At 71.5% G+C, this 26,328-nt stretch carries 20 protein-coding genes; 9 read left to right on the top strand and 11 right to left on the bottom strand.

The window, feature by feature from the left end; genetic code table 11:
* Window positions 1-43 precede the first annotated feature (43 nt).
* Entirely contained in the window at window positions 44-688 is a 645-nt protein-coding gene (locus tag WG209_RS05200) for a hypothetical protein (RefSeq protein ID WP_337173950.1), read from the top strand.
* 172 nt (window positions 689-860) lie between these two features.
* Here the strand turns inward: WG209_RS05200 and WG209_RS05195 are convergent, their stop codons facing one another.
* The 6 genes from WG209_RS05195 to WG209_RS05170 form a co-directional block, all read right to left on the bottom strand.
* Window positions 861-1,199, bottom strand: coding sequence for a hypothetical protein (locus WG209_RS05195; protein ID WP_337173949.1), 339 nt, complete (start codon window positions 1,197-1,199; stop codon window positions 861-863).
* Window positions 1,200-1,288: 89 nt separating this feature from the next.
* On the bottom strand, window positions 1,289-1,678 hold the full coding sequence (locus WG209_RS05190) for a hypothetical protein (RefSeq protein WP_337173948.1): 390 nt from the start codon (window positions 1,676-1,678) through the stop codon (window positions 1,289-1,291).
* A 254-nt stretch (window positions 1,679-1,932) separates the two neighbouring features.
* Window positions 1,933-3,942: an asparagine synthase (glutamine-hydrolyzing) gene (gene asnB, locus WG209_RS05185; RefSeq protein ID WP_337173947.1), complete on the bottom strand. Its 2,010-nt coding sequence runs from the start codon at window positions 3,940-3,942 to the stop codon at window positions 1,933-1,935.
* Window positions 3,943-4,055: 113 nt separating this feature from the next.
* Entirely contained in the window at window positions 4,056-4,868 is an 813-nt protein-coding gene (locus tag WG209_RS05180) for a rhomboid family intramembrane serine protease (RefSeq protein ID WP_337173946.1), read from the bottom strand.
* A gap of 359 nt (window positions 4,869-5,227) precedes the next feature.
* Window positions 5,228-5,704: a hypothetical protein gene (locus WG209_RS05175; RefSeq protein WP_337173945.1), complete on the bottom strand. Its 477-nt coding sequence runs from the start codon at window positions 5,702-5,704 to the stop codon at window positions 5,228-5,230.
* Window positions 5,705-5,881: 177 nt separating this feature from the next.
* Window positions 5,882-6,415, bottom strand: coding sequence for a hypothetical protein (locus WG209_RS05170; protein ID WP_337173944.1), 534 nt, complete (start codon window positions 6,413-6,415; stop codon window positions 5,882-5,884).
* A 740-nt stretch (window positions 6,416-7,155) separates the two neighbouring features.
* On the opposite strand from WG209_RS05170, the gene WG209_RS05165 reads away from it, so the two are divergent.
* The 6 genes from WG209_RS05165 to WG209_RS05140 all read left to right on the top strand — a co-directional run bounded on the left by WG209_RS05165 (window position 7,156) and on the right by WG209_RS05140 (window position 17,068).
* Window positions 7,156-8,541, top strand: a complete 1,386-nt coding sequence (locus WG209_RS05165; RefSeq protein WP_337173943.1) for an MBL fold metallo-hydrolase — start codon at window positions 7,156-7,158, stop codon at window positions 8,539-8,541.
* 278 nt (window positions 8,542-8,819) lie between these two features.
* Complete coding sequence (locus WG209_RS05160) at window positions 8,820-10,541, top strand: rhomboid family intramembrane serine protease (protein WP_337173942.1); 1,722 nt, start codon at window positions 8,820-8,822, stop codon at window positions 10,539-10,541.
* Window positions 10,542-10,676: 135 nt separating this feature from the next.
* Window positions 10,677-13,361, top strand: a complete 2,685-nt coding sequence (locus tag WG209_RS05155) for a DEAD/DEAH box helicase (protein ID WP_337173941.1) — start codon at window positions 10,677-10,679, stop codon at window positions 13,359-13,361.
* A 34-nt stretch (window positions 13,362-13,395) separates the two neighbouring features.
* Complete coding sequence (locus WG209_RS05150) at window positions 13,396-14,031, top strand: DNA alkylation repair protein (RefSeq protein WP_337173940.1); 636 nt, start codon at window positions 13,396-13,398, stop codon at window positions 14,029-14,031.
* Between the two features lie 591 nt (window positions 14,032-14,622).
* The gene (locus WG209_RS05145; RefSeq protein WP_337173939.1) at window positions 14,623-15,972 is read left to right on the top strand and encodes a Gfo/Idh/MocA family oxidoreductase; all 1,350 of its coding nucleotides are present in this window, start codon (window positions 14,623-14,625) and stop codon (window positions 15,970-15,972) included.
* Window positions 15,973-16,126: 154 nt separating this feature from the next.
* Window positions 16,127-17,068 (top strand): DUF1559 domain-containing protein, encoded by a 942-nt coding sequence (locus WG209_RS05140; RefSeq protein WP_337173938.1) that lies wholly within the window; start codon window positions 16,127-16,129, stop codon window positions 17,066-17,068.
* Here the strand turns inward: WG209_RS05140 and WG209_RS05135 are convergent.
* Entirely contained in the window at window positions 17,065-17,979 is a 915-nt protein-coding gene (locus WG209_RS05135; protein ID WP_337173937.1) for an NAD(P)H-hydrate dehydratase, read from the bottom strand. The genes WG209_RS05140 and WG209_RS05135 overlap by 4 nt on opposite strands.
* Window positions 17,980-18,134: 155 nt before the next feature.
* Between WG209_RS05135 and WG209_RS05130 the strand changes: the two genes are divergently transcribed.
* Entirely contained in the window at window positions 18,135-18,833 is a 699-nt protein-coding gene (locus WG209_RS05130; RefSeq protein WP_337173936.1) for a type 1 glutamine amidotransferase domain-containing protein, read from the top strand.
* Window positions 18,834-18,945: 112 nt separating this feature from the next.
* Here WG209_RS05130 and WG209_RS05125 read toward each other — a convergent pair whose 3' ends face one another.
* The 3 genes from WG209_RS05125 to WG209_RS05115 all read right to left on the bottom strand — a co-directional run bounded on the left by WG209_RS05125 (window position 18,946) and on the right by WG209_RS05115 (window position 23,707).
* Window positions 18,946-19,383, bottom strand: a complete 438-nt coding sequence (locus WG209_RS05125) for a hypothetical protein (RefSeq protein WP_337173935.1) — start codon at window positions 19,381-19,383, stop codon at window positions 18,946-18,948.
* A 107-nt stretch (window positions 19,384-19,490) separates the two neighbouring features.
* A complete protein-coding gene (locus tag WG209_RS05120; protein WP_337173934.1) occupies window positions 19,491-23,315 on the bottom strand; it encodes a carboxypeptidase regulatory-like domain-containing protein in 3,825 nt (1,274 codons plus the stop codon).
* Window positions 23,312-23,707, bottom strand: a complete 396-nt coding sequence (locus WG209_RS05115; RefSeq protein ID WP_337173933.1) for a BlaI/MecI/CopY family transcriptional regulator — start codon at window positions 23,705-23,707, stop codon at window positions 23,312-23,314. The genes WG209_RS05120 and WG209_RS05115 overlap by 4 nt, the downstream gene beginning before the upstream one ends.
* 177 nt (window positions 23,708-23,884) lie before the next feature.
* Between WG209_RS05115 and WG209_RS05110 the strand changes: the two genes are divergently transcribed.
* A complete protein-coding gene (locus WG209_RS05110) occupies window positions 23,885-25,252 on the top strand; it encodes a hypothetical protein (RefSeq protein ID WP_337173932.1) in 1,368 nt (455 codons plus the stop codon).
* Window positions 25,253-25,296: 44 nt separating this feature from the next.
* On the opposite strand, the gene WG209_RS05105 is transcribed toward WG209_RS05110, so the two are convergent.
* Complete coding sequence (locus WG209_RS05105) at window positions 25,297-26,136, bottom strand: PEP-CTERM sorting domain-containing protein (RefSeq protein WP_337173931.1); 840 nt, start codon at window positions 26,134-26,136, stop codon at window positions 25,297-25,299.
* Between the last annotated feature and the right edge of the window lie 192 nt (window positions 26,137-26,328).

Genomic DNA, 26,328 nt, shown 5'->3' with positions numbered 1-26,328 from the left:
CGGAGCGAAGCCGCCCGAGGGATCGGCGCGAGGGGGAGGATTCATGGCGATCGTGACTCGACCGATGATGAAGCCCGCGGGGGACGCGAGGCAGGCGGATGACCGGGCGGCCCGGACGGCGACCCCGGACCCCTCGGCCGCGCTCGTCGCGTGGCGTAGGCTGCTGCGCGAGGACATGGCCCGCGAGATGGCCGACCCGCGCTGGCCCCGCGCCCTGGTCGGGGTGGCGGTCGTCCACTTCCTGGCGTTCATGGTCTGCCAGGCGCTCTACGAGCCGATCCCCCGCCGCGATCTCCGCTATCTGGCGGTCTGGTTCGCGGAGCTGGTCGCCGTGTTCGGGGTGATGCGGCTGCTGGCGGGACGGCACTGGATCCGCCGCAGCGCCGCGGTGAACCTCGCGGCCAAGTTCTGGACGACGTTCCTGATCCTGTCGTTCAGCCTGGTGTCGCTGAACTCGCTGATGGGGATCGATCCCCCCTGGTTCAAGTCCGCCTGGTGCACGCTCAGCACCTTCTTCTTCGCCTCCCTGGCCTGGCTGTTCTCCCCCCTGTTCTTCATCCCCGCCGTCCAGATGTGGGCCACCGGCCTGCTCATGGCCACCTTCGACCAGTACTCCTACGCCATCTTCGGCGTCTCCTGGTCGCTGTCCCTCTGCGGCGTCGCGATCCGCCTCCGCCGCGGGCGGTGACGAACGCAACCCCCACCTCGCGACCCCTCGGAGCATGGGGCGGTCGCGGGGGGGCAGACTCAGGAGCGATCCGCCCGTTCTTCCTCGATGACCACGCGGGCCATCGAATCCCCGATCTTCGCGGTGGCGGCCCGGACTTCCCGAAAGCCGAGCCGTGACGGAGCCCCCGGCGTCATGCGTCGGGGCTGAATTGGACGTAGAGCCGGGGTGCGTCGCCGATGCCGGCTCGGATGAGCCGCTCGGCGACGCCCGCGACGATCCCGGCGATCTGGCCGGCGTCGCGGGCGACTTCGAACGATCCTTCAAGGCCGACGATCCCCAGCTCCTCGCCGATGAAGAGGTAGTGGGTCGATCCGCCGTCCACCGTGGCGAAGCGACCCCACCGTGATCGCAGACGATGCTGGCGCGCCAGGACCTGCCGCGGGTCGGTCCTGGCCTCCAGCGCGTCGATCTCGGCTTCGGCGATTTTGTAACGGACGCCATAAAAGACGAGCGTGTGGTCGGCACCCATGGCTCGCTCCTGGAAGCCGGGCGGGCCGGGTCGACCGGCCTGTCCGCCGAGGGCCGATCCACCTCCCCCGCCCCGATGATGGACGGGGCCTACGGCGTCTCGTGGTGTTCGGCCCCGTCGGCGACGCGGCATCCCTCCGCCGCGCGGGCGATCGAGGCGGGCGGCCGATCGCCGTGGCGATCAGGAGGCGAGGGGCCGCCGCGACTGAAGTCCTCCTCGGCGACTTCGAGCCCTTCCCCGGCCGCGAGGGCCTCCGTCGCCGATTCAAGCCCCTCGACGAAGTCGGGCATGCTCCTCAGCATGTTCATCAGGCCGAAGATGAGGAGCCCGTGGTGCGCGCGGAGCCGGCCGTGGCGCACGTCGTCGAAGAATGTGTCGTACCCCTCGGCGATCGAGCAGACGACCAGGATCAGTCCGGTGGCCAGCCGGGTGGCGGGGTGGTTCGTAAATCGGCGGACGCGATCCAGCACCGCTCTCATGATGTAAGCCTCGTCGGGGATGGCGGTCGGGCCCGGCCCCATTGAAGGCCGACGTGGATCGCCCCGGGAGGTCGACGGGCGCGGAATCCCGCGCGGGCGGGCCCGTCCCGAAGGCCTGACGGTTCGTCGGCCTCATCGGAACTCCGCATCCGTCGTGCCGCGGCTCCAGGGCCCGGAGTCCTCTCCGCGATACTCCCGGGCGGAGAGGGCGGGCGGACGCCGGTCGACGCCCGCCCCGCCCGACAAGAGCCGACTCACGACCCGGCCGCGGCGGCGTGGTCGTAGGTGGAGATGCTGAGGTCGACGCCGGTGACGCCGACGCCCTCGGGGATGGGGGTCCAGGTGGGGAGGTCGCAGAGGCCCCCGCCGAGGAACGTGTGGTGCCAGAGCTGGGTGGCCGCCACGCAGGTCAGGCTCAGGTCCATGATGATCGACTTGGGCGCGAACCGGGGGAACCGGCCGTGCGCGGCGACCTCCCTGGCCACCTTCTCCGGGTCGAAATACCCCGTCTCGCGGAGCGATTCCGGGCTGAGGAGCTGGTCCACCCACGCGGGGCGGCCGGCGTCGAAGAAAGCCTCGGACCGGCTGGCGCGGAACATCGTCTTGGGTCGGTTGGCGATCTTTTTCGGCAACGTCCGCGCGGCCACCTGCCGCAGGATCCACTTGTCGGTCAGCCCCTTCAGCTTGTACTCGGGGGCGATCGACGCGCAGAACTTCACCACGTCCTCGTCGAGCAGCGGATAACGCCCCTCGACCGACGAATTCATCGCGACCCGGTCCCCCTTGCCGTGCAGCAGGAGCCCGGCCAGCATCACCTTGTAGCCGACGTACAGCGACTGGTTCAGCGGCGCCCATCGCGACATCCGCTCGTTGTCCACGCCAAGCTCGTCGTACGCGGCGTAGCCGTCCAGGTCGTCCCACATCGAGTCCGAGTACAGGAACGTCCGCGCCTGCGCCATCAGGTCGTACACGTCCTGCTGCGCGGGGCGCACGCCGTGGAAGCCCTGCCGCGGCGGCAGGTGGGCGGGGTTCCCCCGCATCGAGCCGACGATCACGTCGCGGATCTTCGCCGGGGCCCAGTTTCCGAGCGCCTTCCGCAGGACGTTGCGCACCTGCTGCGACTTGAACCAGGGGTAGCCGGCGAGCGCCTCGTCGGCCCCCTCCCCCGTCAGCGCGACCTTGTAGCCCTGCGCGTGGACCGCCTTGGCGAGCTGCATCAGGCACGCGGCCGAGGAGTCCATCACCGGCCCCTCGGCCGCGCGGATCAGCTCGGGGTAGGCGCCCATGATGTCGGCGCGGGTCATCGTCACCATCGTCAGCTTGGAGCCCAGCGCCTCGGCCGACTCCACCGCCTGCGAGCGCTCGTCGGGCCCCGCCCTGTCCAGCCCGATGGTGAACGACGGCACGGCGTAGCCGCGCTCGCGCGAGCTGAGCCCCAGCACGACCGTCGAATCCAGCCCGCCGCTGATGTAGCTGACCACCGGCACGTCGCCCCGCAGGCGACGCTCGACGGCCTGGCGCATCAGGTGCTCCAGCTCGTCGATCAGCGGGGTCGGGTCCTTCATGCGGACCTCGTCCCCGGCGTCCGGGAAGTCGAGATCCCAGTAGCGGACCTTCTCGATCCGACCGTCCCTCACCGCCAGGAAGTGGCCCGGCGAGAGGATGTTGATCCCCTCGAAGAAGGTCCGCGAGGTCGGGGCGCAGAAGGTGTTGAGGAAGATGTCCAGGCCCTTGCGGTCGGCCCGGGCGTCGATCATCCCGGAGGCCAGCAGCGCCCGGATCTCGGAGCCCCACAGCAGCCAGCCGTCGACCTCCGCGTAGTAGAGCGGGCAGATGCCCACCCGGTCGCGGCCCAGCAAGAGCAGCCGCTCCTTGCGGTCCCAGAGCGAGACGGCGTACTGGCCGCGCGCCTTGTCGAACATCCCCCGGCCGTGGTCCTCGTAGAAGTGGACCCAAAGCTCGGTGTCGCAGCGCGTCGAGAGCTTGTGGCCGCGATCGATCAGCTCGCGCTGGAATTCGGGGTACTCGAAGATCTCGCCGTTCTGGGCGACCCAGACCGAGCCGTCCTCGTTGGAGATCGGCTGCCGGCCGCCGGCCAGGTCGACGATGGCGAGCCGACGCGCCCCCAGGACGACCCCCGGCTCGGCGTGGAAATGCTCGTCCTCGGGCCCGCGATGCGCGATCGCCCCCAGCATCGCCCGGAGGCGCTCGATGGGGAACTCACGCCGACCACGCAGATCCAAGGCCCCCGCGATGCCGCACATGGTTGCTGAATCTCCGTGGTCGTGGCTCGTCCCGGCTTCGGTCCTTACCACTATACCATATCGGAGAACCCTCGATCGGGCGGACTGGGCCGACCTTGCGGGCGGCCGCCCGGTCAGTAGTAGCCGTGGGGGCGCTGGGGCGTCCAGCCGTCGTGGTAGGCATCCATCGCCTTGACGTGCTGGGCGCGGTCATAGAAGAGGAGGGCCACGCCGACGCCCGTCAGCGCGCCGCCGGCGTGGGCGAGATACGCGACGCCGCCGGACTTGCCCATCTGGCCGATCCCCTGGATGCCCAGCCAGATCTGGAGCACGATCCAGCCGCCGATGACGATGACGGCGGGGAGGACCGTGATGAACCGGAAGACCAGCACGCGGATCTGGTGGTGGGGGAACCAGACGACGTAAGCCCCCATGATCCCCGCGATCGCGCCGGAGGCGCCCAGGGTGGGGAGCGTCGAATCGGGCGCGGCGACGATCTGCGCCAGCGAGCCCACTAGGCCGCACGCCAGATAGACGATCAGGAAGCGGACGCCCCCCAAAACCTCCTCGACGTTGTCGCCGACGATCCAGAGGTAGAGCATGTTCCCCAGGAGGTGGGCCAGCCCGCCGTGCAGGAACATCGCGGTGAACAGCGTCATCCAGACCGGGATCGGGCTGGGGGCGTGCGGGATGGCGTCGCGGGCGTCGATCATCAGGGTGCCGTCGGCCGTCCGCATGATCGCGCCGGGGGGCAGCCCCGGGCGCGGGATCGGCCCCTCGATGTCCCGGCCGTGGGTGACCTCCCATGGCGTGCAGGCCAGGGCCATCGTGAACTCCGTCCCGCGCTGGGCCTGGAGCAGGTACATCACGACGTTGGCCGCGATCAGCGCGTAGGTGACCGCCGGGAAGATCCGCGTCCGGTGGAGGTCGCCGAGGGGGAGGACCATGGATTCGCGCCTGGGTCGACGTTGGGGACGAGACCGATCCGACGCGGCTCGGCCGGGCGTCTCATTGTGACTCGCCGCGCGCCGAGGGGGAAGTCTCGGACGTCGGGAAGACATGATAAACGTCCTTCCCCCTCGCGGGGGAAGGGGGCCCGAAGTGCCGGACGGGGGGAACCCAAGCGAGACGGCCGTCGAGATTCGCGAAGGCCACGGCGGGCTTACGAATCCCGGCGGCCCTCGCGCCGGTCGTCCCCCTCTCCCGACCGCTCCGCGTGTCCTCCCCCGCGAGGGGGGAAGACGCTCGGAAACGCTCTTCTTCCCCAGCGGCGGAAGGTCGCCCGCGGGGCCGGATGGAGCGATGGCTACCTGGGCTCGACGGACACCTTGAAGACGAGCGAATCGAAGTCGGGCGGATTGTTCATGCCATGGCTGCAATGGTAAATACGCTCGCTTTCGCCATGGGTCTCCACCCAGAACCCGGCATTCCCGGTCCATTTCTCCTCAATCCGCTTTCCGCTGGGATAGATCATCTCATACACATTCCAGACGAAGATGCGGCAATCTCGGCTGTGGAATGGGTACTCGACCCGGTCCTCGTAGCGGTCGTCCTTCCAGGTCCGTAGAACGGGCACTTGCTCGCCCTTGGCTAGCTGAAACCAGCCGTCGAGCTTCATGTCGAAGCCTTGCGGCACGTCCGGCGTCGCGGCGAGGAACTCGGCCCGGACGATCCCCTCCGACGGAACCTCGAAGAGGTCCGACGTCTGAATATGACGCCCGCCCCAGAGGATAGACAGCTTCCTGGATTGTCTTTTCGTGTGTCGCTTCGCTTGGTCGACCATCGCCGCTCGGATGGTGAGCCCACTTACCGAGTAGTCCCGTTCCGTGCTCCGAGTCACGCGTCGTCCTCCGTCTCCAACCTCCCACCTTTCCGTCGAGGGGCGGTGGCGACCTGGTCCGCGAGTCACCCAGGAATTGCATCGACGCCCCGGGATCGAGGGCGGCCCCCCTGCCCCGCGTCAGGCCCAGATGGCGCGGTCGGGGCCGGCGCGCGAGGCCCCCTCGGCTTCCAGGCGGTCCAGCTCGCCGCGGACCTTGGATAGGCCGAAGGCGCACAGCTCGAAGTGCTCGCTGAGGCTCCGCAGGACCGGGCGGTCGTCGCCGGGGCCCAGGGTGCTGGCGAGGTAGTACGAGCGCTTCCCCTGGTACTGGTAGTCCAGCAGGCCGTCGGCGGTGCCGGCGGTCATGCGGTTCAGGGCCTCGGGATACAGGCCCGTCCAGAACAGGGCGAAGTCGCCGAGGTGGCGGTGACACTCGGCGCGGCGCTCCTCGTCCTCGGCCGACTCGGCCTCGGCGAGGATCCGGGCGACCTCGAACAGCGGCCGGCCCTCGCGGTCGCGGATCCGGCCGAGCGCCGGCGCCGGCGTGAACGACGCCAGCAGGTTGGAGACGTAGCCGACGAGCGACGGGTCGCCCAGGCCAAGCTCCGTCATGAAGGTGGATTCGGTCAGCCCGCGAAACATGCGGTGCAGGGGGTGCGATTCGGAAATCATGCGTGATCTCTCCGAAACGGGGTCGTCCGTGCCCTCGAATCCCTACGGTATCCGGCCGATGGCCTCGCCCTCTCCTATCTCCCTTACGCCGGCGCGGCCGAGACGGGACTCGGCGAATCCCGCGCCCATCCGTGAGGTCGGCACGCATGCCATCCTTGATGTGGTGGGCGAATCCGCGACCCCCCCCCACGTGACTCCTACCTCCGAAAATCGGACGAGCCCCCTCCAGGGGTCCTCGAAAAAAGATGAGAAACCTGAAATCCGACCCCATTCCCCGCGGAGCATGAGGGAGTTCGATAGGAGTTTTCTTTGGCAACCTGGAATCGGTTCAACAGAAGACAGGAGGCCCGCGCAACGCGGAAGGTTCGCGACGGCGCGGTCGGTCGCGCCCCGTCCGAACGCATGGCGCGGCGGGCGCGCTCGCCGGGGAGGTCGAGAAAACATGGTCGAAAATGACGAACGAAGCCAACACGATCTCGACACAGCATGAATGGAGCAAATGGTTTGCGCGGAATCACGCCGGAGGCGCGGCGCGCGAACGAAGCCAAACTCCGGCGGGCGGCCACGCCGGGCGCGCGGGCCGGGGACGCGGGGATTCTGGGGCGGCGGGGCGGGGTTGGGCCCGCCGTTTGCCTTGAACGACCGGGCGGATCGTGTCATGATGGCGGGGTGGGAGTCCGGGCGAGGAGCGACGACGAGCGGCGATCACGGCCCGACGCCGATCGTCAGGAGGAACAGGCTTGCGAATCACGTTTCACGGGGCGACGCGCCAGGTCACGGGCAGCGCCCACCTCCTGGAGATCGGGTCCTCCCGAATCCTGCTCGATTGCGGCCTGTTCGACTCCGATCGGCTCGACCCGGCCGGGCAGAATCGTCGGCTGGAATTCGACCCCCGCTCGCTCGACGCCGTGGTCGTCTCCCACGCCCACAACGACCACATCGGCCGGCTCCCCTTCCTGATGAAGCAGGGCTACCGGGGGGACATCTACGCCACCCCCGCCACCGCCGACATCACCGGAATCATGCTCCGCGACAGCGCTCGCATCCAGCGCGAGGACGTCCGGATGGCCCACGTCCGGCACCCGGAGATCGAGGACCCCCAGCCCCTCTTCGAGATATCCGACGTCGAATGGATGATCGAGCGGCTGGTCCGCCTCCCCTACGAGGAGCCCCGCGAGATCGCGCCGGGGGTCTTCCTCACGTATCGGGACGCCGGCCACGTCCTGGGCTCGGCCATCGTCCAGATCGACTACGAGGAGGGGGGCCGCGCCCGGCGGTTCGTCTTCACCGGCGACCTCGGCCGGCGCAACACCGGCCTCCTGCCCGACCCGGCCATCATCAAGGACGTCGACGTCCTGGTCTGCGAGAGCACCTACGGCGACAAGGAGCTGGACCCCTACGAGAAGCTGATGAAGCAGCTCCACGCCATCGTGGCGCGCACCATCCGCCTGGGGGGGAAGATCGTCATCCCGGCGTTCAGCCTGGGCCGCACCCAGCGCATGGTGTACTGCCTGCAGGAGCTGTTCGCCACGACCAAGCTCCGGCCGATCCCGGTCTACGTGGACAGCCCGCTGGCCTCCCGCCTGACCGACATCCATCGCGACTACCCGGACGCCTACACGCCCGAGGCCAGGGCGCTGATGGACCAGGATCCGCTCTACTTCGGCTCCAAGTACGTCGAGTACTGCATGTCCTTCGAGGACTCGCGGCGGCTGAACTACCAGCAGGGGCCGATGGTCGTCATCTCCTCGTCGGGCATGTGCGAGGCGGGGCGCATCCGCCACCACCTGCGGCACGTCGTCTCCGACCCGGACAACGCCATCGTCATCGTCAGCTACCAGGCCGAGGGGACGCTCGGCCGGCGGATCTCCGACGGCGTCGAGCGGGTGCAGATCCTCGACCAGTGGTACGACCTCAACGCGGCCGTCTATGTCCTGGACGGCTTCTCCGGCCACGCCGACCGCAACGACCTGGCGTGGTGGTTCGAGCAGACCGGCGGCGACATCGACCATGCCTTCCTCGTCCACGGCGAGCCCGGCCCGATGGACGCCCTCGCCCCGGTCCTCCAGCGCTTCACCCGGAACCCCGTCCGCACGCCGGGCCCGCACGAAAGCTTCGAGGTTTGATTTGAGCGGCGGGGGGACTCGTCCTCGCGCCGAAGGGACGTCCCAAACCAACATCCCTTCTCCCCTGGTGGGAGAAGGTGCCCCGTAGGGGCGGATGAGGGGGGCGCGACCGGAAGCCTGGGCCTTCCCCCTCATCCGGCCTTCGGCCACCTTCTCCCACCAGGGGAGAAGGGATCGTGTATGTCGGCCGTCCGGCCGTTGCGAGAGGTTGGAATGACGGTGGCAAGGATGATCGTCGGCGGCGAGCCTGGACGCCCTCGACTGGACGAGGGGGGGCGATGATGGCCGAAGGCGTCAGGCCGTGGGACGTGCTGGCCCTGGCGACCTTCGCGCCGCTGGGGGCCTTCGGGCCCGTCCGCCTCTCGCCGAACCTCGGCCCGGCCGACCTGGGCGTGGCGGCGGCCATCCCGCTGCCGCGCGGGCCGGGGGAGTTCCTCGTCGCCGCCATCTCGGACTCGCCCGGCCCCGACTCGATGCCGGTCCTGCTGACGACCCACCGCGTCATCTGGTTCGAACGGTTCGAGCCCGCGCCCGGCGCCGCCGACCCTCGCCCGGTGCTCAACGGCCGCATGGCGGACTTCCTGGACCTCGGCCCCGAGGTATCGGCCGACGGCGACGCGGTCGACCTGGGCCGCGGCCGCGTCGTCGAGCTGCCCCCGGGGAACCCCGGACTGGCCGAGACCCTCGCGACCGCCCTCCGCGCCCTCCACCGCGCCGCGACGACCGGCGTGGCCCCGCCCATCGACCCCGCCCTGGCCGACCGGATCGCCGCCGCGATCCCCAAGGCGCGGGAGGTGGACGCCCGGCTCTCGAACGTCGGCGAGGAGCGCGCCCGGTTCCGCGACGAGCTGCTGGCGGCCTCGCCCCACGCGTACGCGACCCCGACGATCATCGCCGCCTGCGTCGCCGTCTGGGGCGCGATGGTCGCCAGCGGCGTCTCCCCGGCCGAGCCCGACTCCGAGGAGCTGATCGCCTGGGGAGCCAACGGCGCCCTGCGGGTTGCGCTGAAGGGGGAGGCGTGGCGGCTGCCGGCGAGCGTCTTCCTGCACGGGGGCATCCTCCACCTGGCCGTGAACATGTGGGCGCTGGCCGGGATCGGCCCGATGGTCGAGCGGCTGTACGGCACGCTCCGGTTCTCGGCCCTCTACCTCGCCGCGGGCGTCGGCGGGGCGCTGGCGAGCACGATGCTGGGCCCCGCGCGGGTGAGCGTCGGGGCGTCCGGGGCGATCTTCGGCGTGCTGGGGGCGCTCCTGGCGTTCCTGCTGGCCCACCGCCGCGCGATCCCGGCGAGCATCCTGAAGCCGATGCGGTCGCAGATCATCGCGCTGGTGGTCTTCAACGTCGCCTTCGGCGCGGCCGTCCCGGCCATCGACCAGGCGGCCCACCTGGGGGGGCTGGCGACGGGCTTCCTCGCCGGGCTGGCCCTGGCCCCGCCCTGGCCGCGCCGGGGGGCGTCGACGGCCGGGCTGGCGCGGTCGATCCTCGCCTGCGGCGCGGTCGCGGCGGTCGTGACCGTCGCCTGCGGCGTCGCGATCGAGCGCCGGGCCGACACACTCGCGCCGATGGACCTCTTCCGCGACCTCGCCATCCAGCTCGCCCCGATCGAGGACCGCCAGATCGAGACCGTGAAGGGGGTCATGGAGATCGCCGAGGAGATCCAGTCGGGGGACGACGAGACCGTCCGGGTCGACCTGGCCGCGCGGCTCGCGGAGCAGGAGCGCGAGGGCCGCGCCGTGCTCGTCACGCTCGGCCGCGTCTGGACCCCCGACGCCAGGCTCCGCGCGGTCGTCGACCGCCTGGCCGAGGCCCAGCGCGAGCAAATCGCCGCCGTCGAGGCCGCCCGCCAATACGTCCGCTCGGGCGACCCCCGCGACCTGGAAGGCCCCAAGGGATTCGCGCGGCACGCCGAGGCCATGGCCCGCTCCCGCGCCTCCGCCATCGACCTCCAGGAGTCCTTCCTCCGCGAGAACCGCCTCGTCGAGCCGGCCGACGGGCCCTGACGGCGTCCCTCCCGCCGCGATCGTCGCGACCGGAACGCGCGGGGGCCTCCTCGCCGGCCCGCCTTTGACGGCGTCGGCCTCGGCCTGGGACAATCGCTCGACCCGTCCATCGCCACCGCGAGCCGAGCACCGCCAATGAGTTCCATCGTCGAGTTGCTGGAGAGGGCGCGCGAGGTCCTGAAGGGCCGCGAGGCCGAGCAGGTGGACCGCGAGCTGGAGGCGTTCGAGGCGCTCCGGGGCCAGATCGGCGGCAGGGCGAAGCCGATCCCCGCCGACCTGCTGGCGGGCCACGTCGCCGCGATCGTCCCGGCCGAGGAATGGCCCGTGCGGGCCGACGCGATGGACGCCCTCATCCGCCGGCTCGACTCGGCCCGGAAGGAGGAGCTGCGGATCCGCTCCCGCCCCCAAGGGGCCCGCGCCCTGGGCCTCTACGCCACCGGCCGCAAGGGGACGACCGCCCATCGCCCCTATCGGACCCTCGTCCGCGGCGTCGATCCCATCGACGCCCGCTGCGACTGCCCCGACTTCCTCAAGAACTCGCTGGGGATCTGCAAGCACGTCCTCGCCGCGCTCGGGCACATTTACGACCGCCCCAACCTGCTGGCGAAGGCCCGCAAGGAGCAGGCCGCCGCGACCCCCGGCGAGGGCCTGGCCTGGGATCCGATCCGCCCCCTCGTCGGCGCCGGCGACTGGCTCGACCGCGTGCTGCACGAGGGCTCCGAGAAGCTGCCCAAGTTCTCCCAGGCCAAGGGGGACGTCCGCTACCTCTTCCGCGAGGACGGCCCCCGCCGCGCCGTGCTCCGCAACACCTTCCCCGACGCCCCCGAGAAGCGGCTGGACCTGGTCGAGACCCTGCTGAAGGCCGTCCCCGCCGACCCCGACTCCCCCCGGTTCGACCCCGCCCTCCTGGCGATGCTGACCCGCGAGAAGGCCCGCCTCCGCCGCGTGGTCGACGCCGCCGTCTGGCCGTCGGAGTTGAAGACGGCCTTCCGGCACCTCTCCCGGCCGCTCTACCCCTATCAGAAGGAAGGGGTCTCGCTGTTCCTTAGGCGCACCCGGATGCTGCTGGCCGACGACATGGGCCTGGGCAAGACGGCGCAGGCCATCGCCTGCTGCGCGATCCTGAGGAAGCTCGGCCGCGTCCGGAAGGGGTTGGTGATCGTCCCGGCGAGCCTCAAGTCGCAGTGGGCCCGCGAGTGGGCCAGCTTCACCGACCTGCCGATCCGCGTCGTCGACGGCACTCCCGCCGAGCGCGCCGCCGCCTACGAGGAGACCCGTGAAGGCTTCCTCGTCATCAACTATGAGCAACTCCTCCGCGACCTCGACGTCGCCCGGGGCTGGGCGCCGGACCTCGTCGTGCTGGACGAGGCGCAGCGGATCAAGAACTGGCAGACGAAAACCGCCCTCTCGGTGAAGGGGCTGGATCCGAAGTACCGCCTGGTGCTGACCGGCACGCCGATGGAGAACCGCGTCGAGGAGCTGGCGTCGGTCGTCGAGTGGGTCGACGACGACGCCCTGGAGCCCAAGTGGCGGCTCCCCTCGGTCCACGCCGTCCGGGGCGACGGCGGCAAGGAGGTCGTCGGCGTCCGCAACCTGGAGACGCTCCGCCAGCGCCTCGCCCCGTGCATGCTCCGCCGCGTCCGCCGGGAGGTGCTCGACCAGCTCCCCCCCCGCACCGACGTCCGCGTCCCGATCGAGATGACCGACGCCCAGGTGGAGGAGCACGAGTCGCTCAACCAGCCCATCGCCCAGCTCCTGGCCGTCGCCCGCCGGAGGCCGCTGAAGCAGGCCGAGTTCCTCCGCCTGATGAGCCTGATGACCACCCAGCGGATCATCTCCAACGGCCTGGCGCAGCTCCGGTTCGACGAGGTCTGGCCGACCCTGAAGGGCCGTCGCCCCGACGACGCCCTCCTGCAAGGGCTCGCCGCGCCGAAGCTGATCGAGCTGCGGCAACTGATCCGTCAGCTGGTGATCGACCAGGGGCGGAAGGTGGTCGTCTTCAGCCAGTGGCGGCGGATGCTCCACCTGGCGCACTGGGCCGTCGGCGACCTCCTGTCCGAATCTCGCCTCCGCGCCGGCTACTTCACCGGCGCCGAGAAGGCCGGGCGGCGGACCCAGAACATCGTCGAGTTCCACGACGACCCCGCCTTCCGCGTCCTCTTCGCCACCGACGCCGGCGGCGTGGGGCTGAACCTCCAGCGCGCCGCGAACAGCGTGATCAACCTGGAGCTGCCCTGGAACCCGGCCGTGCTGGAGCAGCGGATCGGGCGGATCTACCGGCTGGGGCAGGAGTCGCCGATCGACGTCTACAACCTCGTCGCCGAGCAGGGCATCGAGTCGCGCATCGCCGACCTCGTCGGCTCCAAGCAGGCCTTCTTCAAGGGGCTGTTCGACGGCGAGAGCGACGTCGTCCACTTCGACCAGGCCGGCTCGTTCCTCAGCCGCGCCCAGAAGATGTACGAGGGGGCCGCCCCGGCCGTCGGCGGCGACTCGATCGAGGGCGAGGCGTTCGACCCCTCCGACCTGGAGATCGACGACGAGGTGGTCGACGACGCCCCGGACCCCGTCGACGTGCTGATCGACGCCGGCGCCCACGACGGGCCGACCGACGCCCCCTCCCCCTCCCCCGCCCCCCGCGCCTCCCGCGCGCCCGCGCTCGACGACGGCGAGGTGCGCCGGCTTTTCTCGACGCTCAGCATCCGCCGGAGCGACGCCGGCGGCGTGATCATCGAGGCGCCCCCGGAGGCCGCGGAGACCCTCGGCGCGCTGTTCGAGGGGATGGCCGCCATGCTGCGGGCCTCGGCGGATCGGGGGGAGTGAGCCGAAGACCGGGACCGGGAACGGAGGCGGAACGATGAAGCTCGCGGACGCGATCGGACGGCTCGACGCCCTGGGGGCGGGCAAGCCGCGGGTGGTGATGGGGCCGCTGCGGGCGCTGGCGAATGAGATCGGCGTCGACCACGACCTGGCGCTCCAACTCTGGGAGACGGATCGGGCCGACGCCATGCTCCTGGCCGCGATGATCATGTCGCCGCGACGGCTCGCGCCCGAGGAAGCCGACGCCCTGCTCGCCTCGACCGCCGACGTCCAGATCCTGGACGAGCTGACCTACAAGGTCGTCGCCGAATCCCCCGGCGCGGACGACCTTCGCCGGAAGTGGCTGGCCTCCGAGGACGAGTTGACCGGCCGCGCCGGCTGGAACCTGCTCGTCGCCAGGCTCCTGCGCAAGCGGCTCCCCTCGGAGGACTGCACCGAGATCCTGGAGACGATCGACGCGGGTTGCAAGTCGGCGCCGGTGAAGACGGCGGAATCCATGATGCGCTGCCTGGTGGAGATCGCCGTCCGGTTCCCCGAGCACCGCGAGCGCGCCATCGACATCGGCGACCGCTGGGGCCTCATCGACGACCGCCCGGTCCCCAAGGGCTGCACCCCGTTCCACGCCACGGAATGGATCGCCGCGATCCTCCGCCGCAAAAAATCGGATTCCTGAAATCCCGCCGATCGCCCCGCGGACCATACGGGTTGTTCGATGACGGTGCTCCTTGACATCCCGGAAGCAGTTAGGCATCGCGGGCCCATGGCGAATGCCCGCCCTGATTCGTCCCCGCTCCAGCCGGGAGAGGGTGGCCCGAAGGGCCGGGGGAGGGTCGTCGGACGGTAGAAACAGCGACGGTTCGCGATCGCGAGACCGACGCCCCCCCCCCGCTGCGACGACCCCCGCCCGCCGCTGGCGCGGCTGCCCTCTCCCGGCGGGGGAGGGGACGGGCGTTTCACGCCTGCCGGCACTATCGGCGAGCGAAAAACACTTCGAAGACGACGAACGAAGCCAACGCGATTTGGGTTCAAAGCCTGGATTGTCAAGAAGTTGCGTTGTTGCAGGCGAGGGCCGCGGCGCGCGAACGAAGCCAACCCACGAGCCACCCGCCGCCCCAGGGACCGGCGGCGTCGATGGGGGCATGACGGGCTCGGGACGCGGCACCTGGCGCTTGCGGCGGCCCTCGGGGCGCGTCATCCTGTTGGGTGATCGTGCCCCCCGCCCCGGGCGTGGCCGCCTTCCCGCCATCTCGAAGGAGTCGTGCCGATGAAGCGACGAGATTTCCTCACCCATTCCGCCCTGGCCGGGGCCTCGGCCGGGTTCCTCCGCGCCGGCGCGCCGGCGATCGCCAGGGCGGCCGAGGAGTCGCCCAATTCCAAGGTCCGGTTCGCCTGCATCGGCGTCGGCGGCAAGGGGGATAGCGACACCCACGACGCCGGCAAGCACGGCGAGATCGTCGCCCTCTGCGACATCGACGAGAAGACCCTGGACAAGATGGGGGAGAAGTACCCCAACGCCAAGAAGTACTACGACTACCGCAAGATGCTGGAGGAGATGGGCGACAAGATCGACGCCGTCACCGTCAGCACCCCCGACCACACCCACGCCCCCGCCGCCGTCATGGCCATGCGGATGGGCAAGCACGCCTTCGTCCAGAAGCCCCTGACCTGGTCCATCGAGGAGGCCCGCGTCCTGCGCGAGCTGGCCGCCGAGAAGAAGCTCTGCACCCAGATGGGCAACCAGGGGACCGCCCAGGACGGCTTCCGCGAGGGGGTCGAACTCCTCCGCGCCGGCGCCCTCGGCCGCGTCAAGGAGATCCACGTCTGGACCAACCGCCCGGTGTGGCCGCAGGGGATCCCCGGCTTCAAGGACTACCCCGGCATCCCCAACCACGTCCACTGGTATGAGTTCCTCGGCCCCGCCCAGGACCGCCCGTACCACGACGGCTACCACCCGTTCAACTGGCGCGGCTGGCTCGACTTCGGCACCGGCGCCCTGGGCGACATGGCCTGCCACACCATCAACGTCGCCGCCATGGGCCTGGGCCTCTTCGACCCCGAGGCCGCCGAGGTCGTGGAGACCTCGGGCATCGTCGACGACCAGACCTTCCCGACCTGGTCCATCATCAAGACCCACTTCGGCGAGCGCGAGGGCCGCGCCCCGCTGACGCTCAACTGGTATGACGGCGGCAACAACCTCCCCGAGGACAAGCGCGCCTACAAGTCGCTGCTCCACGGCGAGGACCCGACCGGCAGCGGCCTGCTCATCATCGGCGACAAGGGCTCGTTCTTCTCCAAGAACGACTACGGCGCCGAGCACGCCCTCCTGCCCAAGGAGAACTTCCAGGACTTCAAGAAGCCCGAGCCGAGCCTCCCGCGCTCGCCCGGCCACTTCAAGGAGTTCGTCGAGGCCATCCAGGCAGGCGACCCCTCCAAGGCCCTCTCCAACTTCGACTACGCCGGCCGGCTCACCGAGAGCGTCCTGCTGGGCGTCGTCGCCCTGCGGGTCGGCGGCCGGGTCGAGTGGGACGCCGAGAACATGAAGGTGAAGGGGAACCCCGACGCCGACAAGTTCATCCGCCGCGACTACCGCAAGGGCTTCTCCATCCACGCCTGAGCCGATCGGCCGGGGCTCGATGCATCGCCCGCCGGGGCCGCCCGCGATCCACGCGGGCGGCCCCGCTCGTTTCGAAGCCTTGACGATCGCGGCGGCGGCGGCGACGATGACGGGCGTCCGAGGGCAGTCCGTGGGCCGACGATCGGAGGGGACCATGAGACGATCCGACGGGAGTCGTGGCGCGTTCACCATCGTCGAGTTGCTGGTCGTCGTGGGCGTGATCGCGGTGCTCGCCTCGCTCCTCCTCGCCGCCGTCCGAAGGGCTCACGAGCCGGCGCGGTCGTCGCAGTGCCGCTGGCACCTGAAGCAACTGGGCCTGGCCCTGCACAACTACCATCTGGCCTGGAATGCCTTCCCGCCGGGATATCTCACCGAAGTCCGCCCGGCGCCGGACGTGGCGGGCGCGGTCGAGGTCGGGCCGGGATGGGCGTGGGGGGCGATGGCCATGGGGTACATGGAAGGCATGGCGGCGCCCTACAACGCCATCAACTTCCACCTGCCGATCGCCGCCCCCGCCTCGCGCACGGCGCGGACGGCGGAGATGGGCACTTTCCTGTGCCCTTCGGAGGGCCGGCCGGGGCCCGTCTCGTTCCATGCGCCCCAGGACGCGATCCTGCCCGACCCCCTGCCCCCGTCGTCCTACATCGGCTGCGGCGGGACGGCGGTCGATCCGCCGGCCGAAGGCGGCGACGGCATGTTCGGCCGGAACGTCGTCCGGACGCTGAGGGACGCCGTCGACGGCGCGGCCCACACGTTCCTGGTGGGCGAGCGCTCGCGCGACCTCGCCGACGCGACGTGGGCCGGCGTGGTCCCGGGCACGGTCCACGCGACGGCGCCGACGTGGCCCGTCCGGTCGTCCGGCCACCCCCGCGCGATGGTCCTCGGCTTCGCGGATTCGCCCCTCTCGCCGTCGACCCGGGGCCTCAACTCGACGCGCGCCGGGCACGCCGCCTTCCGCGGCCCCCACCCCGATGGCGCGGTCTTCGCGATGGTCGACGGCTCGGTTCGATTCCTGAAGGACTCGATGCACCCCGCGACCTTCAGCGCCCACGCGACCCGCGCCGGCGGCGAGGCCATCCCGCCCGACGGCGATTAGGGCCCGTCGCGACGCGGCGACGCCGGCGCCCGCGATGGCGTCGCGTGGAGCTTCATCAGCGCCCCGGGCAGCGCGTCCACCACGTCGCTCGCCATCATGCCGTCGTCGCCCAGGCGCCCGGCGGCAGCTCCCCCGGCGAGGGCGTGGAGATGCACGCCCCAGACGGCCGCCGTGGTGGGGTCGGCCCCGCGCGCCAGCAGCCCGCCGATGACCCCCGCCAGCACGTCGCCGCTCCCGGCCGTCCCCAGGCCGTCCGCGCCCGCCCGGTTCAGGTAGGCCCCGCCGTCGCCCGCGATGAATGTCTCCGCCCCCTTGAGGACGAGGACCACCCCCCATTCATGGGCGAACCGCCCCGCGACCTCCGCGCGACGGCCCGCGATCTCCCCGGCCTCCATCCCCGCGATCCGGGACATCTCCCCGACGTGCGGCGTGAGCACGCGAGCCCCCGCGCCGCCCAGACGCCCGCCGTCAGCCCACGCGGAGAGGGCGCCCGCGTCGACCACCGCCGGCAGCGGCGTCGCGGCGAGGAATGCCGAGGCGAACGCGGCCGTCGTCGCGTCGTCGACCAGGCCCGGCCCGATCGCCACGGCGTCGCTGGCCTCGATGTGCTCCCGCAGCCCTTCCACGAGGGACGCGGGGTCGCCTTGCTCGGGGAGCGGGACGACCATCAGCTCGGGGACCGCGACGCCGACGGCCGTGGCGATCGACCTCGGCGCCGCCAGTCGGACGGTCCCGCAGCCGACGCGGAGCGCGGCCCTGGCGGCGAGGATGGCCGCGCCAGGGAGGCCGGGCGAGCCCGCGACCAGCAGCAGCTTGCCGCGCCCCACCTTCCCCTTCTCGGGGTCGGCGCGCGGCAGGGGCATGGACCGGAGCAAGGAAGGGTCGATGAGCCTCGGGTCGGCGTGGCGCATGGCTGGTCGGTCGCCTCGGGGATCGCGGGGCGGACAGGGCCGCTATACCTCCGATAGCAAGCCCCGTACCCGACGCTCGGCGTCCGGGTGGGCCGGCGTTTGCATGGGCGGTAGGCCCTTCGGCCGTCCCCGAGCCCCCCAATGAGGAACCCCCCATGGCCGCCATGAGCGACATCCTGATCATCGTCACCAGCGCCGACGAGTATGCCACGGTGGGCTACCGCACCGGCCTCTGGCTCGGCGAGTTGACGCACTTCGTCGACGTCGCCGAGGAGGCCGCGCTCACGACCGACATCGCCAGCCCGGCCGGCGGCAAGACGCCGATCGACCCCGAGAGCGTGGCCCAGTCGGTCCTCGACGACGCGGTGGCCGGGCGCTACAAGGACCGCGCCTTCATGGACCGGCTCGAATCGACCCTGAAGCTGTCCGAGGTCGACCCGTCGAAATACGGCGCGATCTACCTGGCCGGCGGCCACGGCGCCATGTTCGACTTCACCGACTCCAGGGAGTTGCAGGGGCTCGTCGCCGCCTTCTGGGACTCGGGCAAGGTGGTCTCGGCCGTCTGCCACGGCCCCGCGGGGCTGCTGAACGTCCGCGCGGGCGACGGCCAGTACCTCCTCGCGGGCAAGAACGCCACCGGCTTCTCCTGGAACGAGGAGGTCAAGTTCGCCCGCGACGACGCCGTCCCCTACAATCTGGAGGAGGAGCTGCAGGCCCGGGGCGCGACCTACAGCAAGGCGTGGCTCGCGATGGGGAGCCACGTCGTCGAGGACGGCCGCCTGATCACCGGCCAGAACCCCACCAGCACCACGGGCGTCGCCCAGGCGGTCGTGAGGCTGCTGCGGCAAGGGTGAAAGGCCATGGACATCCGCCCCGCCCTCCCCGAGGACGCCGCCGCGATCGCGTCGATCATCCTCCCCGTCCTCGACGCCCTGGCGATGTTCCGAGTGCCCTGACGCCGTCGCGTCAGGCCTCCGCGACGGCGGGCTCGCCGATCGGGAGGTCGTCGTCGCCGTAGAACTCGAAGAAGTTCTGGCCGGCGAGGGCGTCGTTCATGGCGCGGCGGACGGTCCGGAGCTGGCCGGCGAACTTGATGTAGTCCTCCAGCAGCCGACGCCGCTCGGCGGCGGGCAGCTGGGTGATGTCGGAGTAGAACCGGCGGTTGCGGCGCTTGTCGCGGAAGCTCCAGAGCCGCTTGAACCGCCGGCCGTAGTCCGGGTCGTCGTATTCGAGCAGCCGGGCGTACTGGCGGGCCTTCATCTTCTTGGCGAAGGCGATCAGCTCGGCGTCGGTTTCGAAGCCGTTGAGGTCCTCGATCCAATCGACGATTTGCTCGGTGGTCAGCCTGGGGCCCCTCTCCTCGCAAAGCTGCTGCAAGCTGGCGACGATCTCCGCGGGTCCCATGCACGTCCTCCCATCGAGCGATTGGCGCGCGACGATTCCTCTCGATTCGACCAATTGTAGGCGCGCGCATGTCCCCCGTCGATGGACTCGCGTCCAGATTTCCGCGATCACCGCGTCGACGAGGGCTCCAGCGCCGCCAGCGCCTTCGCCACGGCCTCCCGGAGTTGCTCGCCGCGAAGGCCCGTGGCGAGGACGCGGCCATCGGGGCCGATGAGGAAGGTGGACGGGATGGCGCGGACGCCGTAGTCCTGGGCCGCGCCGGCACCCATCGGGCCGGCGAACGCCTGGGTCCAGGTCAGGCCCTCCTTCGCGACGAATCCGGCCGCGACGCCCGGCGCCTCGTCGCACGAGACGCCGACCAGCTCGAATCGCGGGTCGCCGCCGTGAGCCTTCGCCAAGTCCATCAGCGCCGGCATCTCGTCGCGGCAGGGCCCGCACCAGGTCGCCCAGAAGTCCAGCACCACGACTTTCCCCCGCCGGTCGCCGAGCATGAATCGCCCCTTCGGCCCGTCCAGCCGCTCCAGGTCGAGCGCCGGGGCCTCGTCGCCGACGTTGAGACGCCGTTCGAGCCTGGCGATGACTTCGCCCACGTCCACCGCCGACGCCACGTCGCCCGCTGGGACGACGAACTCCAGGCGGCCCCGGGCGATCGTCTCGGGGATCCGCCGCGAGCCGGGCGGCGCCGGGGTCGTGACGTCCACCGTCAGCAAGTAGGGGCCGGGCGGCACGTCGTCGGCGCGGAAACGCCCCTCCGCGTCGAAGCTCCCGGCGTAGCGAGTCCACGAGCCGGTGTTGCGGGCGAGGAGCCTGTCGAGGATGCCGGGGCTGGGCGTGATCCGGGCGGGCTCGTTCCGCGACCAGTCGACGGGGGCGGCGGCCGGCCCATCCAGCACGACCCGGCCGACGACGCGGCGGCCGTCACCGCCGAGGGTCGTCCGGGTCGTCTCGCCCGGCTTGACCTCGACGGCCTTCATCCCGACCCACGAGTTCGAGGACATGCCATCGCCGATATCGGTGGTGAGCACCCGGCCCACATAGCCGGGAAAGGGGGCGACCTTGTCGAGGATGAACCGGCCTTCCGCGTCGGCCTGGGTCGAGGCCCCGAGTTCGCACCACGTCGTCGCCGTTCGCGGGAGCCGATTGGGATCGGGCTGGAACGTCACCCCCGCGCCGGCCCCGGGCTCCCGCCCGATCATCACCCTCCCCTCGATCCGGCCCCAGGGTCGCAGCGTCAGGGTGGCCGATCCCGCGAACTCCTCGGGCGTCGCCAGGGCGAGGCCCGCGTCGGCGGCCGCGACCAGCGTGAACGGTCCCTCGGGCTTCGAGAAGTTGAATCGGCCGTCGTCCCCCGCCTTCGCGATGGACGATTCGAGGTACTTCTCGAAGTGATCGCCCCTCAGCGCGGTGTAGATGTTGGGCAGGACGAGCGCCACCTCGGCCCCGGCGGCCGGCCGGCCATCGGGGAGCAGCACGACGCCGTCGAGCCCGGGCCGCGGCTCGAGCGCGAAGTCTTCCGTCGTCGCCCCCTCGTCGGATCGGAACGCCCGCGACTCGGCGGGCCTGTACCCGGGGGCCTCGACCCGCAGGTGGTGGGACCGGGCCGGGAAGTCCATCGATTGTACGTAGCGGCCCTCGGTGAACTCCGCGGGCTCGTCGCGACGCCAGGTCACGCCGTCGCGGTCTTGCTCGGTTCGCCCCTGGAAGACGGTGAATTTCGGGATGGGACGCCCCGTCTTCGCGTCGGTGACGGCGCCAGTGATCGTCAGGGCCGGGTAGAGCACGACGATCTGCTCCTCCCCCGCCGTCAGCGGGACGAGGCGGGCCCGCATGTAGCCATCGAGGAAGATGTCGAACAGGACGGCGTCCCCGGGGGCGCCGCGCCAGGCGACGCGCCCCTCCGCGTCCGTGTTCGCGCGGAACCGGATCGACTGTCGGTCTCGCCAGCGATCGACCGCGACGTACGCTCCGACGACGGGCCGACCCTGGACGTCGACCACGCGGACCCGGAGCGTCGAGCCGGGCCCGAGCGCGATGGTCGGCGGCGTGGTCTCCCCCTCCGCGACCTCGACGGCGCGGACCTCCGGCGCGAGGCCCTCGGCCTGGACGGTGAGGAAGCCAGGGCCGGCCTCGCAGTTCTCCAGGGAGAAGCCGCCCGCGGCGTCGGTGCGCGAGGTCGGAGGATCGGGCGAGAACTCGGCGCGGTCGAGCGACACCACGGCGTCGGCCACGGGCTGGCCGTCGGGGCCGACGACCTTCCCCCGCACAGTTCCCCCCTTCTTCAGCACGGCCGTCACGCCGTCGAGCCCGCGGGCGAGCCCGCCATGCGACGAGCGATACCGAGGATGCTCGACCCGGACGGCCACCCCCTGCAAGACCGAGGGCGCCTCGTCGATCCGCCATCGTCCCTGGGCGTCGGTCGTCGGGGTCGCGAGGCTAAACCGGTAGTTGCCCAGGTCCGATTCGGTGGGCGGGACGCTGAGCGTCACGGTGGCGCCCTCGATGCCCCGACCGGCCTCGTCGGTCACGACGCCCCCGATCGTCGTGCCGCGAGGCATCTTCAATTCCTTGACGTCCGGGATCTGGATCGGCCGTCGCTCCCCGCTCCAGAGGACATGCGCCGGGACGAATCCGGGCTTGCGGAGCGTGATGGCGAAGTTCGATGACGCCAGGGACGGGTCGTACTTCACGCTCGCGGACCCGTCGGCATCGGTCGTCAACTTGCCGTCCACCCGCTTCGATCCCGGGCGGCCGTGATGACGGTAGGTCACCTCCACGCCCGGCAACGCCTGGCCGGTCTCGGCCTCGACGACGCGGACGGTCAGGGTTTTCATCGGTGGCTCGTCCGGGTTCGCGGGGGCGTCCTGGGCGCGGATGACCGCGGCGCCGCCGACGAGGACGATGAGCGCGGCGGAGAGCAAAAGCGCGGGCATGACGAGCCTCCGGGGGAGCGGGGACCGATACACCATGCGTTGCAGGGATTCGACGCGACGCCGCAAGTCGCAGGCGCGGGCCATCGCCAGGCCGCGGGCGGGGGGGGCGGCCGAGGCCCGCAGCGCCAGTCGCGCGAGCGCCCGGCCGTAGGTCGCCACGTCGCCGAGGCGGTCGACGGCCACGGCGTCGCAGACCGCGTCGCAGGCGGAGGCGTGCGCGACGCGGATCCGCCAGGCGAGCGGGTGGAACCACAAGGCGAGGCTCGCCAGCCCCAGCAGGTCGTTCCACGCCAGGTCGCCGTTCCGGACGTGCGCCAATTCGTGGATGAGCACCGCGTCCAGGTCGGGCCCCGGCGCGTCGAGCCCCATCCCGGCCGGCAGCAGGATCGTCGGCCGCGCCAGGCCGGCGATGCAGGGGGACGCGATGTCCGGGGAGACGACCACCCGTGCCCGACGCCGCAGCCCCAACCCCTCGGCCGTCGCGAGGCAGGACTCCCTCGCCGCCGTCGGCGCCTCGCTCGCGCGCCGGACGATCCGCCTCAGCCGCAGCGAGCCGATCGCGAGCCGCGCGAGCCCGACCGCGACCCCCGCCAGCCAGGCGACCGTCAACCAGGTGGCGCGATCGATCGCTCCGACGGGCGTCGAGGCCGGCTTCGGATCGACGCGAGGGGCGACCCGCGTCGCGATAGGCATGGGAGGGGCGATGGGGGGCGCGACCTCGCGAGGCCGTCCCGGTTCGGGGAACGATGGCGAGGCAATAACGGGCGGGCCGGGCTCGACCGCCGGCGCGGCCACGCGCCACGTCGCCAGCGGCGGCGCGAAGGCGAGCGCCGCCACCGCGGCCAGCCCGATCGTCGCGCACCGCCACGTGAGGACGCGCCATCGCGGGTTCGCCCGCGCGAGCGCCGCGTGGCAGAGCCAGGCCGCGGCCAGGACGGCCGTCGCCTTCAGGACGATCAACAGGCCCGTCGGGGCCTCCGCGAGCCGATCGAGCCCGATCATCGCCCGGCCCCCCCTTCGCCGCCCGGGGGCGGTTGATCCGCCCCCTGCTCCGCCAGCCGTCGCAGGGCGATCAGGTCATCCTCGCTCAGCTTCTCGGACCGGATGATGTTCATCACCAGGTTCTCGATCGACCCGCCGCAGTAGGCGTCGACCAGCTCGCCCAGCGTCGCGCGGAACGCCGAGCGTCGCCGCATGGTCGGCTTGTAGAAGTACGCCTTGCCGACCAGCCGGCGGGTGACGTGCCCCTTCTCCAGCAACGTCGCCAGGTGCGACCGCAGCGCCGAGTTCTTGATCGGCTCCGGGTGTCGCGCCTGCAACTCCGCGGGCTTCATCTCGCCGTGCTCCCAGAGGAGCCGCATCACCTTCAACTCGCCCCGAGTCAGTCGCGCCATGGATCGGCCTCCGTCTCGATGTGCGGAAGATACCGCACGTCGGGCCGCCGCGTCCAGGAGAAAGTGCGGGGATTCCCGCACGTCGTCGCCCGTCGCGGCCCTTGTCCCCCCGGGGGCCGCGCGTAGAATCAACGCGGTGGACGGAAACCCATCGATCGACCCCCTGGTAGTGCAACGATGCGCATCGACGACGTCGGAATTCGCGCGGGCGTCGCGCTGACATGGCTGCTGCTCGCGGCCCTCGCGCCGACGCGCGCTGCCGACGCGCCCGACCCGGCGGCGGTGGAGCGCGGGCGGCGGCTGATGGAGGGGCGGCAGTTCCTCTCGGCCGAATGGTCGGACGCCGCCTACAAGGCGGTCGGCCGGCTCTGGGACGAACCCGGCCCCGACCCCGACGCCGACCCCGAGGGCTACGCGCGGGCGTTCGCCGGGCGCTACGGGTTCCATCCCGCCCCCTTCCCCAACGACGGCCTGCCGATGGGCCTGAAACGCGCCGAGGGCGCCGACGGGACGGCCCGGGGGTTCCAGGTCGACTGCCTGGTCTGCCACGGCGGCTCGATCGGCGGCAAGAGCTACGTCGGCATGCCGAACACCCGGATCGACTACGCCGGATTCTTCCCCGACCTCTTCCGCGCCGACGGCCGCCCGCTCCCCCTGCTGCCGTTCGTGCTCAACACCACGCGCGGGACGACCAACGCGGGGATGTTCTCGATGGCGCTGCTGAGCCTACGGAACCCGGACCTCTCCAGGCGCGTCCTGCCGCTGCCGATGGGGTCGAACCTCCCCGAGCTGGACGCGCCGGCGTGGTGGCTCCTCAAGTACAAGGAGACGATGTACCACGACGGCCGCACGCCCGCCGCGTCGGCCCGCTCGATCATGCAGTTCCTGATGGCCGACAAGACGGCCGAGGAGTTCCGCGAGCTGGAGCCGGACTTCGCCGACATCCACGCCTATATCCGGAGCATCGAGGCCCCGAAGTACCCCTTCCCGATCGACCGCGCCGCCGCCGACCGCGGCCGCGCCGTGTTCGAGGAATCCTGCGCGAGCTGCCACGGCACGCATGGGGACACGGTCGACTACCCCAACGTCGTCGTGCCGCTCGACGTGATCGGGACCGACCCCGCGCGGGTCACCGGGATGTCCGACCGCGCGGTGGAGTACTACAACTCCACGTGGTTCGGCGAGAAGCACCCCGCCGACATGACCGGCGAGCGCGGCTACCAGGCGCCGCCGCTGGTCGGGATCTGGGCCAGCGCGCCGTACCTCCACAACGGGTCCGTCCCGACCCTGCGGCTGCTGCTGGACTCCAGGAGCCGACCACGCCGCTACCTCCGGCCGCCTTCCACCGACTTCGAGCATTACGACACGCGCGACGTCGGCTGGAAGTACGTCGAGGCGCCCGAGGGCGAGTCGCCGGACCCGAAGGATCCGCGCCGGCTGTTCGACGCCTCGCGATATGGCCTGGGCATTGGCGGGCATGCGTTCGGCGACAAGCTGGAGGAGGCCCAGCGCTCGGACGTCATCGAATATCTCAAGACGCTGTGAGCCGCGTCCCCCCTCGCGCGGGTGGGAGGGGGGACACGCGTCGGTCAGCCCCGACGCCGGGCGCGGGCGGCGAGGACCAGGCCCAGGCCGATGGCGGCGGTCGCCAGGCTCGTCGGCTCGGGGACGGCCGTGGGGGAGGCGTAATTGATGACGCCGACGCCCGTCAGGTCGAAGCCCGACGACGCGAACGGCGTGGAGTACGGGTCGTTGATCAGGTTCCCCAGCGAATCGCGCGAGCCCAGCGCCGGGTCGATCGAGCCGACGACGTCGATCAGGCGGACGAAGTTGATGTTCATGACGTCCAGCAGCGGCGAGAGCCCGCGCAGCTCGGCCAGGTCGAAGCCCGTGCCGTATCCGGCGACGTACTTGCCCGCCAGGTTGTTGATGTCGCGGGCGTCGATAGGCCCGAAGCCGCCGACCTGCGCGGCCGTCTGGGTGAGCGAGGTCGCCGCGAACCGGAAGAAGTCGAGCCCGTTGGTCGAGACCTCGACGAACGCCAACTCCAGGAACGCGAGCCCCGCCGCCCCCGAGAGGAAGCCGTTTTCGAAGACGGCGAAGTCGGCCCCGTCGCCGTCGGCGATGGGGGCGTCGAAGCCGAGGGTGATCGAGCCGCCGTCCCCCAGCGAGACGAGCCCGCTCGCGGCCGACCCCAGCGCGCCGGCGGGCGAGCCGGCCGAGGCGAGCGGCCCGCCCGGGTTGGCGACATCCTGGGGGCCGGGGGAGAAGTCGACGACCGACGTCGCCCACCCCTGGAAGACGCCGCTGTTCAGGGCGATCCCCTGCGAGCCGGCCTGCCCGACCTGGGGGTCGAAGCCGGCGCGGGCGGGGGCCGCCAGGGCGATGAGGACGAGGGCCGGGACGAGACGCGAGTTCGCGAGGCGCATGAGCATACCCTTTCGTGCGATCGAGCTAAGATGGCTATCTCGGCGCGCGCCGGTCCCGGCGCCGCGCCCCGTCGATTTCGCGACGGGCGGGGTGAGGGCTTCGGCGCGCGTCCCGCGAGGGCCTCGGCGGGGCCGGCTCAGGTCGGCGTCGGCCCCATCGCCCGGGGCCGCGCGCGACGTCGCCGCGGCCTC

The organism is Paludisphaera sp. (assembly GCF_037189885.1).
Classification (GTDB): Bacteria; Planctomycetota; Planctomycetia; order Isosphaerales; family Isosphaeraceae; genus Paludisphaera.
Note: the sequence above shows the minus strand (reverse complement) of the source record. Positions and strands in the feature narration are given on the sequence as shown.

What these genes read in the sequence shown, in the direction of transcription:
- WG209_RS05110 (WP_337173932.1), top strand. Translation starts at nt 23,885, where the DNA reads ATGCGCATCGACGACGTCGGAATTCGCGCGGGCGTCGCGCTGACATGG.
- WG209_RS05145 (WP_337173939.1), top strand. Translation starts at nt 14,623, where the DNA reads ATGAAGCGACGAGATTTCCTCACCCATTCCGCCCTGGCCGGGGCCTCG.
- WG209_RS05120 (WP_337173934.1), bottom strand. Translation starts at nt 23,315, where the DNA reads ATGATCGGGCTCGATCGGCTCGCGGAGGCCCCGACGGGCCTGTTGATC.
- WG209_RS05155 (WP_337173941.1), top strand. Translation starts at nt 10,677, where the DNA reads ATGAGTTCCATCGTCGAGTTGCTGGAGAGGGCGCGCGAGGTCCTGAAG.
- WG209_RS05125 (WP_337173935.1), bottom strand. Translation starts at nt 19,383, where the DNA reads ATGGGACCCGCGGAGATCGTCGCCAGCTTGCAGCAGCTTTGCGAGGAG.
- WG209_RS05115 (WP_337173933.1), bottom strand. Translation starts at nt 23,707, where the DNA reads ATGGCGCGACTGACTCGGGGCGAGTTGAAGGTGATGCGGCTCCTCTGG.
- WG209_RS05135 (WP_337173937.1), bottom strand. Translation starts at nt 17,979, where the DNA reads ATGCGCCACGCCGACCCGAGGCTCATCGACCCTTCCTTGCTCCGGTCC.
- asnB (WP_337173947.1), bottom strand. Translation starts at nt 3,942, where the DNA reads ATGTGCGGCATCGCGGGGGCCTTGGATCTGCGTGGTCGGCGTGAGTTC.
- WG209_RS05170 (WP_337173944.1), bottom strand. Translation starts at nt 6,415, where the DNA reads ATGATTTCCGAATCGCACCCCCTGCACCGCATGTTTCGCGGGCTGACC.
- WG209_RS05180 (WP_337173946.1), bottom strand. Translation starts at nt 4,868, where the DNA reads ATGGTCCTCCCCCTCGGCGACCTCCACCGGACGCGGATCTTCCCGGCG.
- WG209_RS05175 (WP_337173945.1), bottom strand. Translation starts at nt 5,704, where the DNA reads ATGGTCGACCAAGCGAAGCGACACACGAAAAGACAATCCAGGAAGCTG.
- WG209_RS05140 (WP_337173938.1), top strand. Translation starts at nt 16,127, where the DNA reads ATGAGACGATCCGACGGGAGTCGTGGCGCGTTCACCATCGTCGAGTTG.
- WG209_RS05160 (WP_337173942.1), top strand. Translation starts at nt 8,820, where the DNA reads ATGATGGCCGAAGGCGTCAGGCCGTGGGACGTGCTGGCCCTGGCGACC.
- WG209_RS05190 (WP_337173948.1), bottom strand. Translation starts at nt 1,678, where the DNA reads ATGAGAGCGGTGCTGGATCGCGTCCGCCGATTTACGAACCACCCCGCC.
- WG209_RS05195 (WP_337173949.1), bottom strand. Translation starts at nt 1,199, where the DNA reads ATGGGTGCCGACCACACGCTCGTCTTTTATGGCGTCCGTTACAAAATC.
- WG209_RS05130 (WP_337173936.1), top strand. Translation starts at nt 18,135, where the DNA reads ATGGCCGCCATGAGCGACATCCTGATCATCGTCACCAGCGCCGACGAG.
- WG209_RS05105 (WP_337173931.1), bottom strand. Translation starts at nt 26,136, where the DNA reads ATGCGCCTCGCGAACTCGCGTCTCGTCCCGGCCCTCGTCCTCATCGCC.
- WG209_RS05150 (WP_337173940.1), top strand. Translation starts at nt 13,396, where the DNA reads ATGAAGCTCGCGGACGCGATCGGACGGCTCGACGCCCTGGGGGCGGGC.
- WG209_RS05200 (WP_337173950.1), top strand. Translation starts at nt 44, where the DNA reads ATGGCGATCGTGACTCGACCGATGATGAAGCCCGCGGGGGACGCGAGG.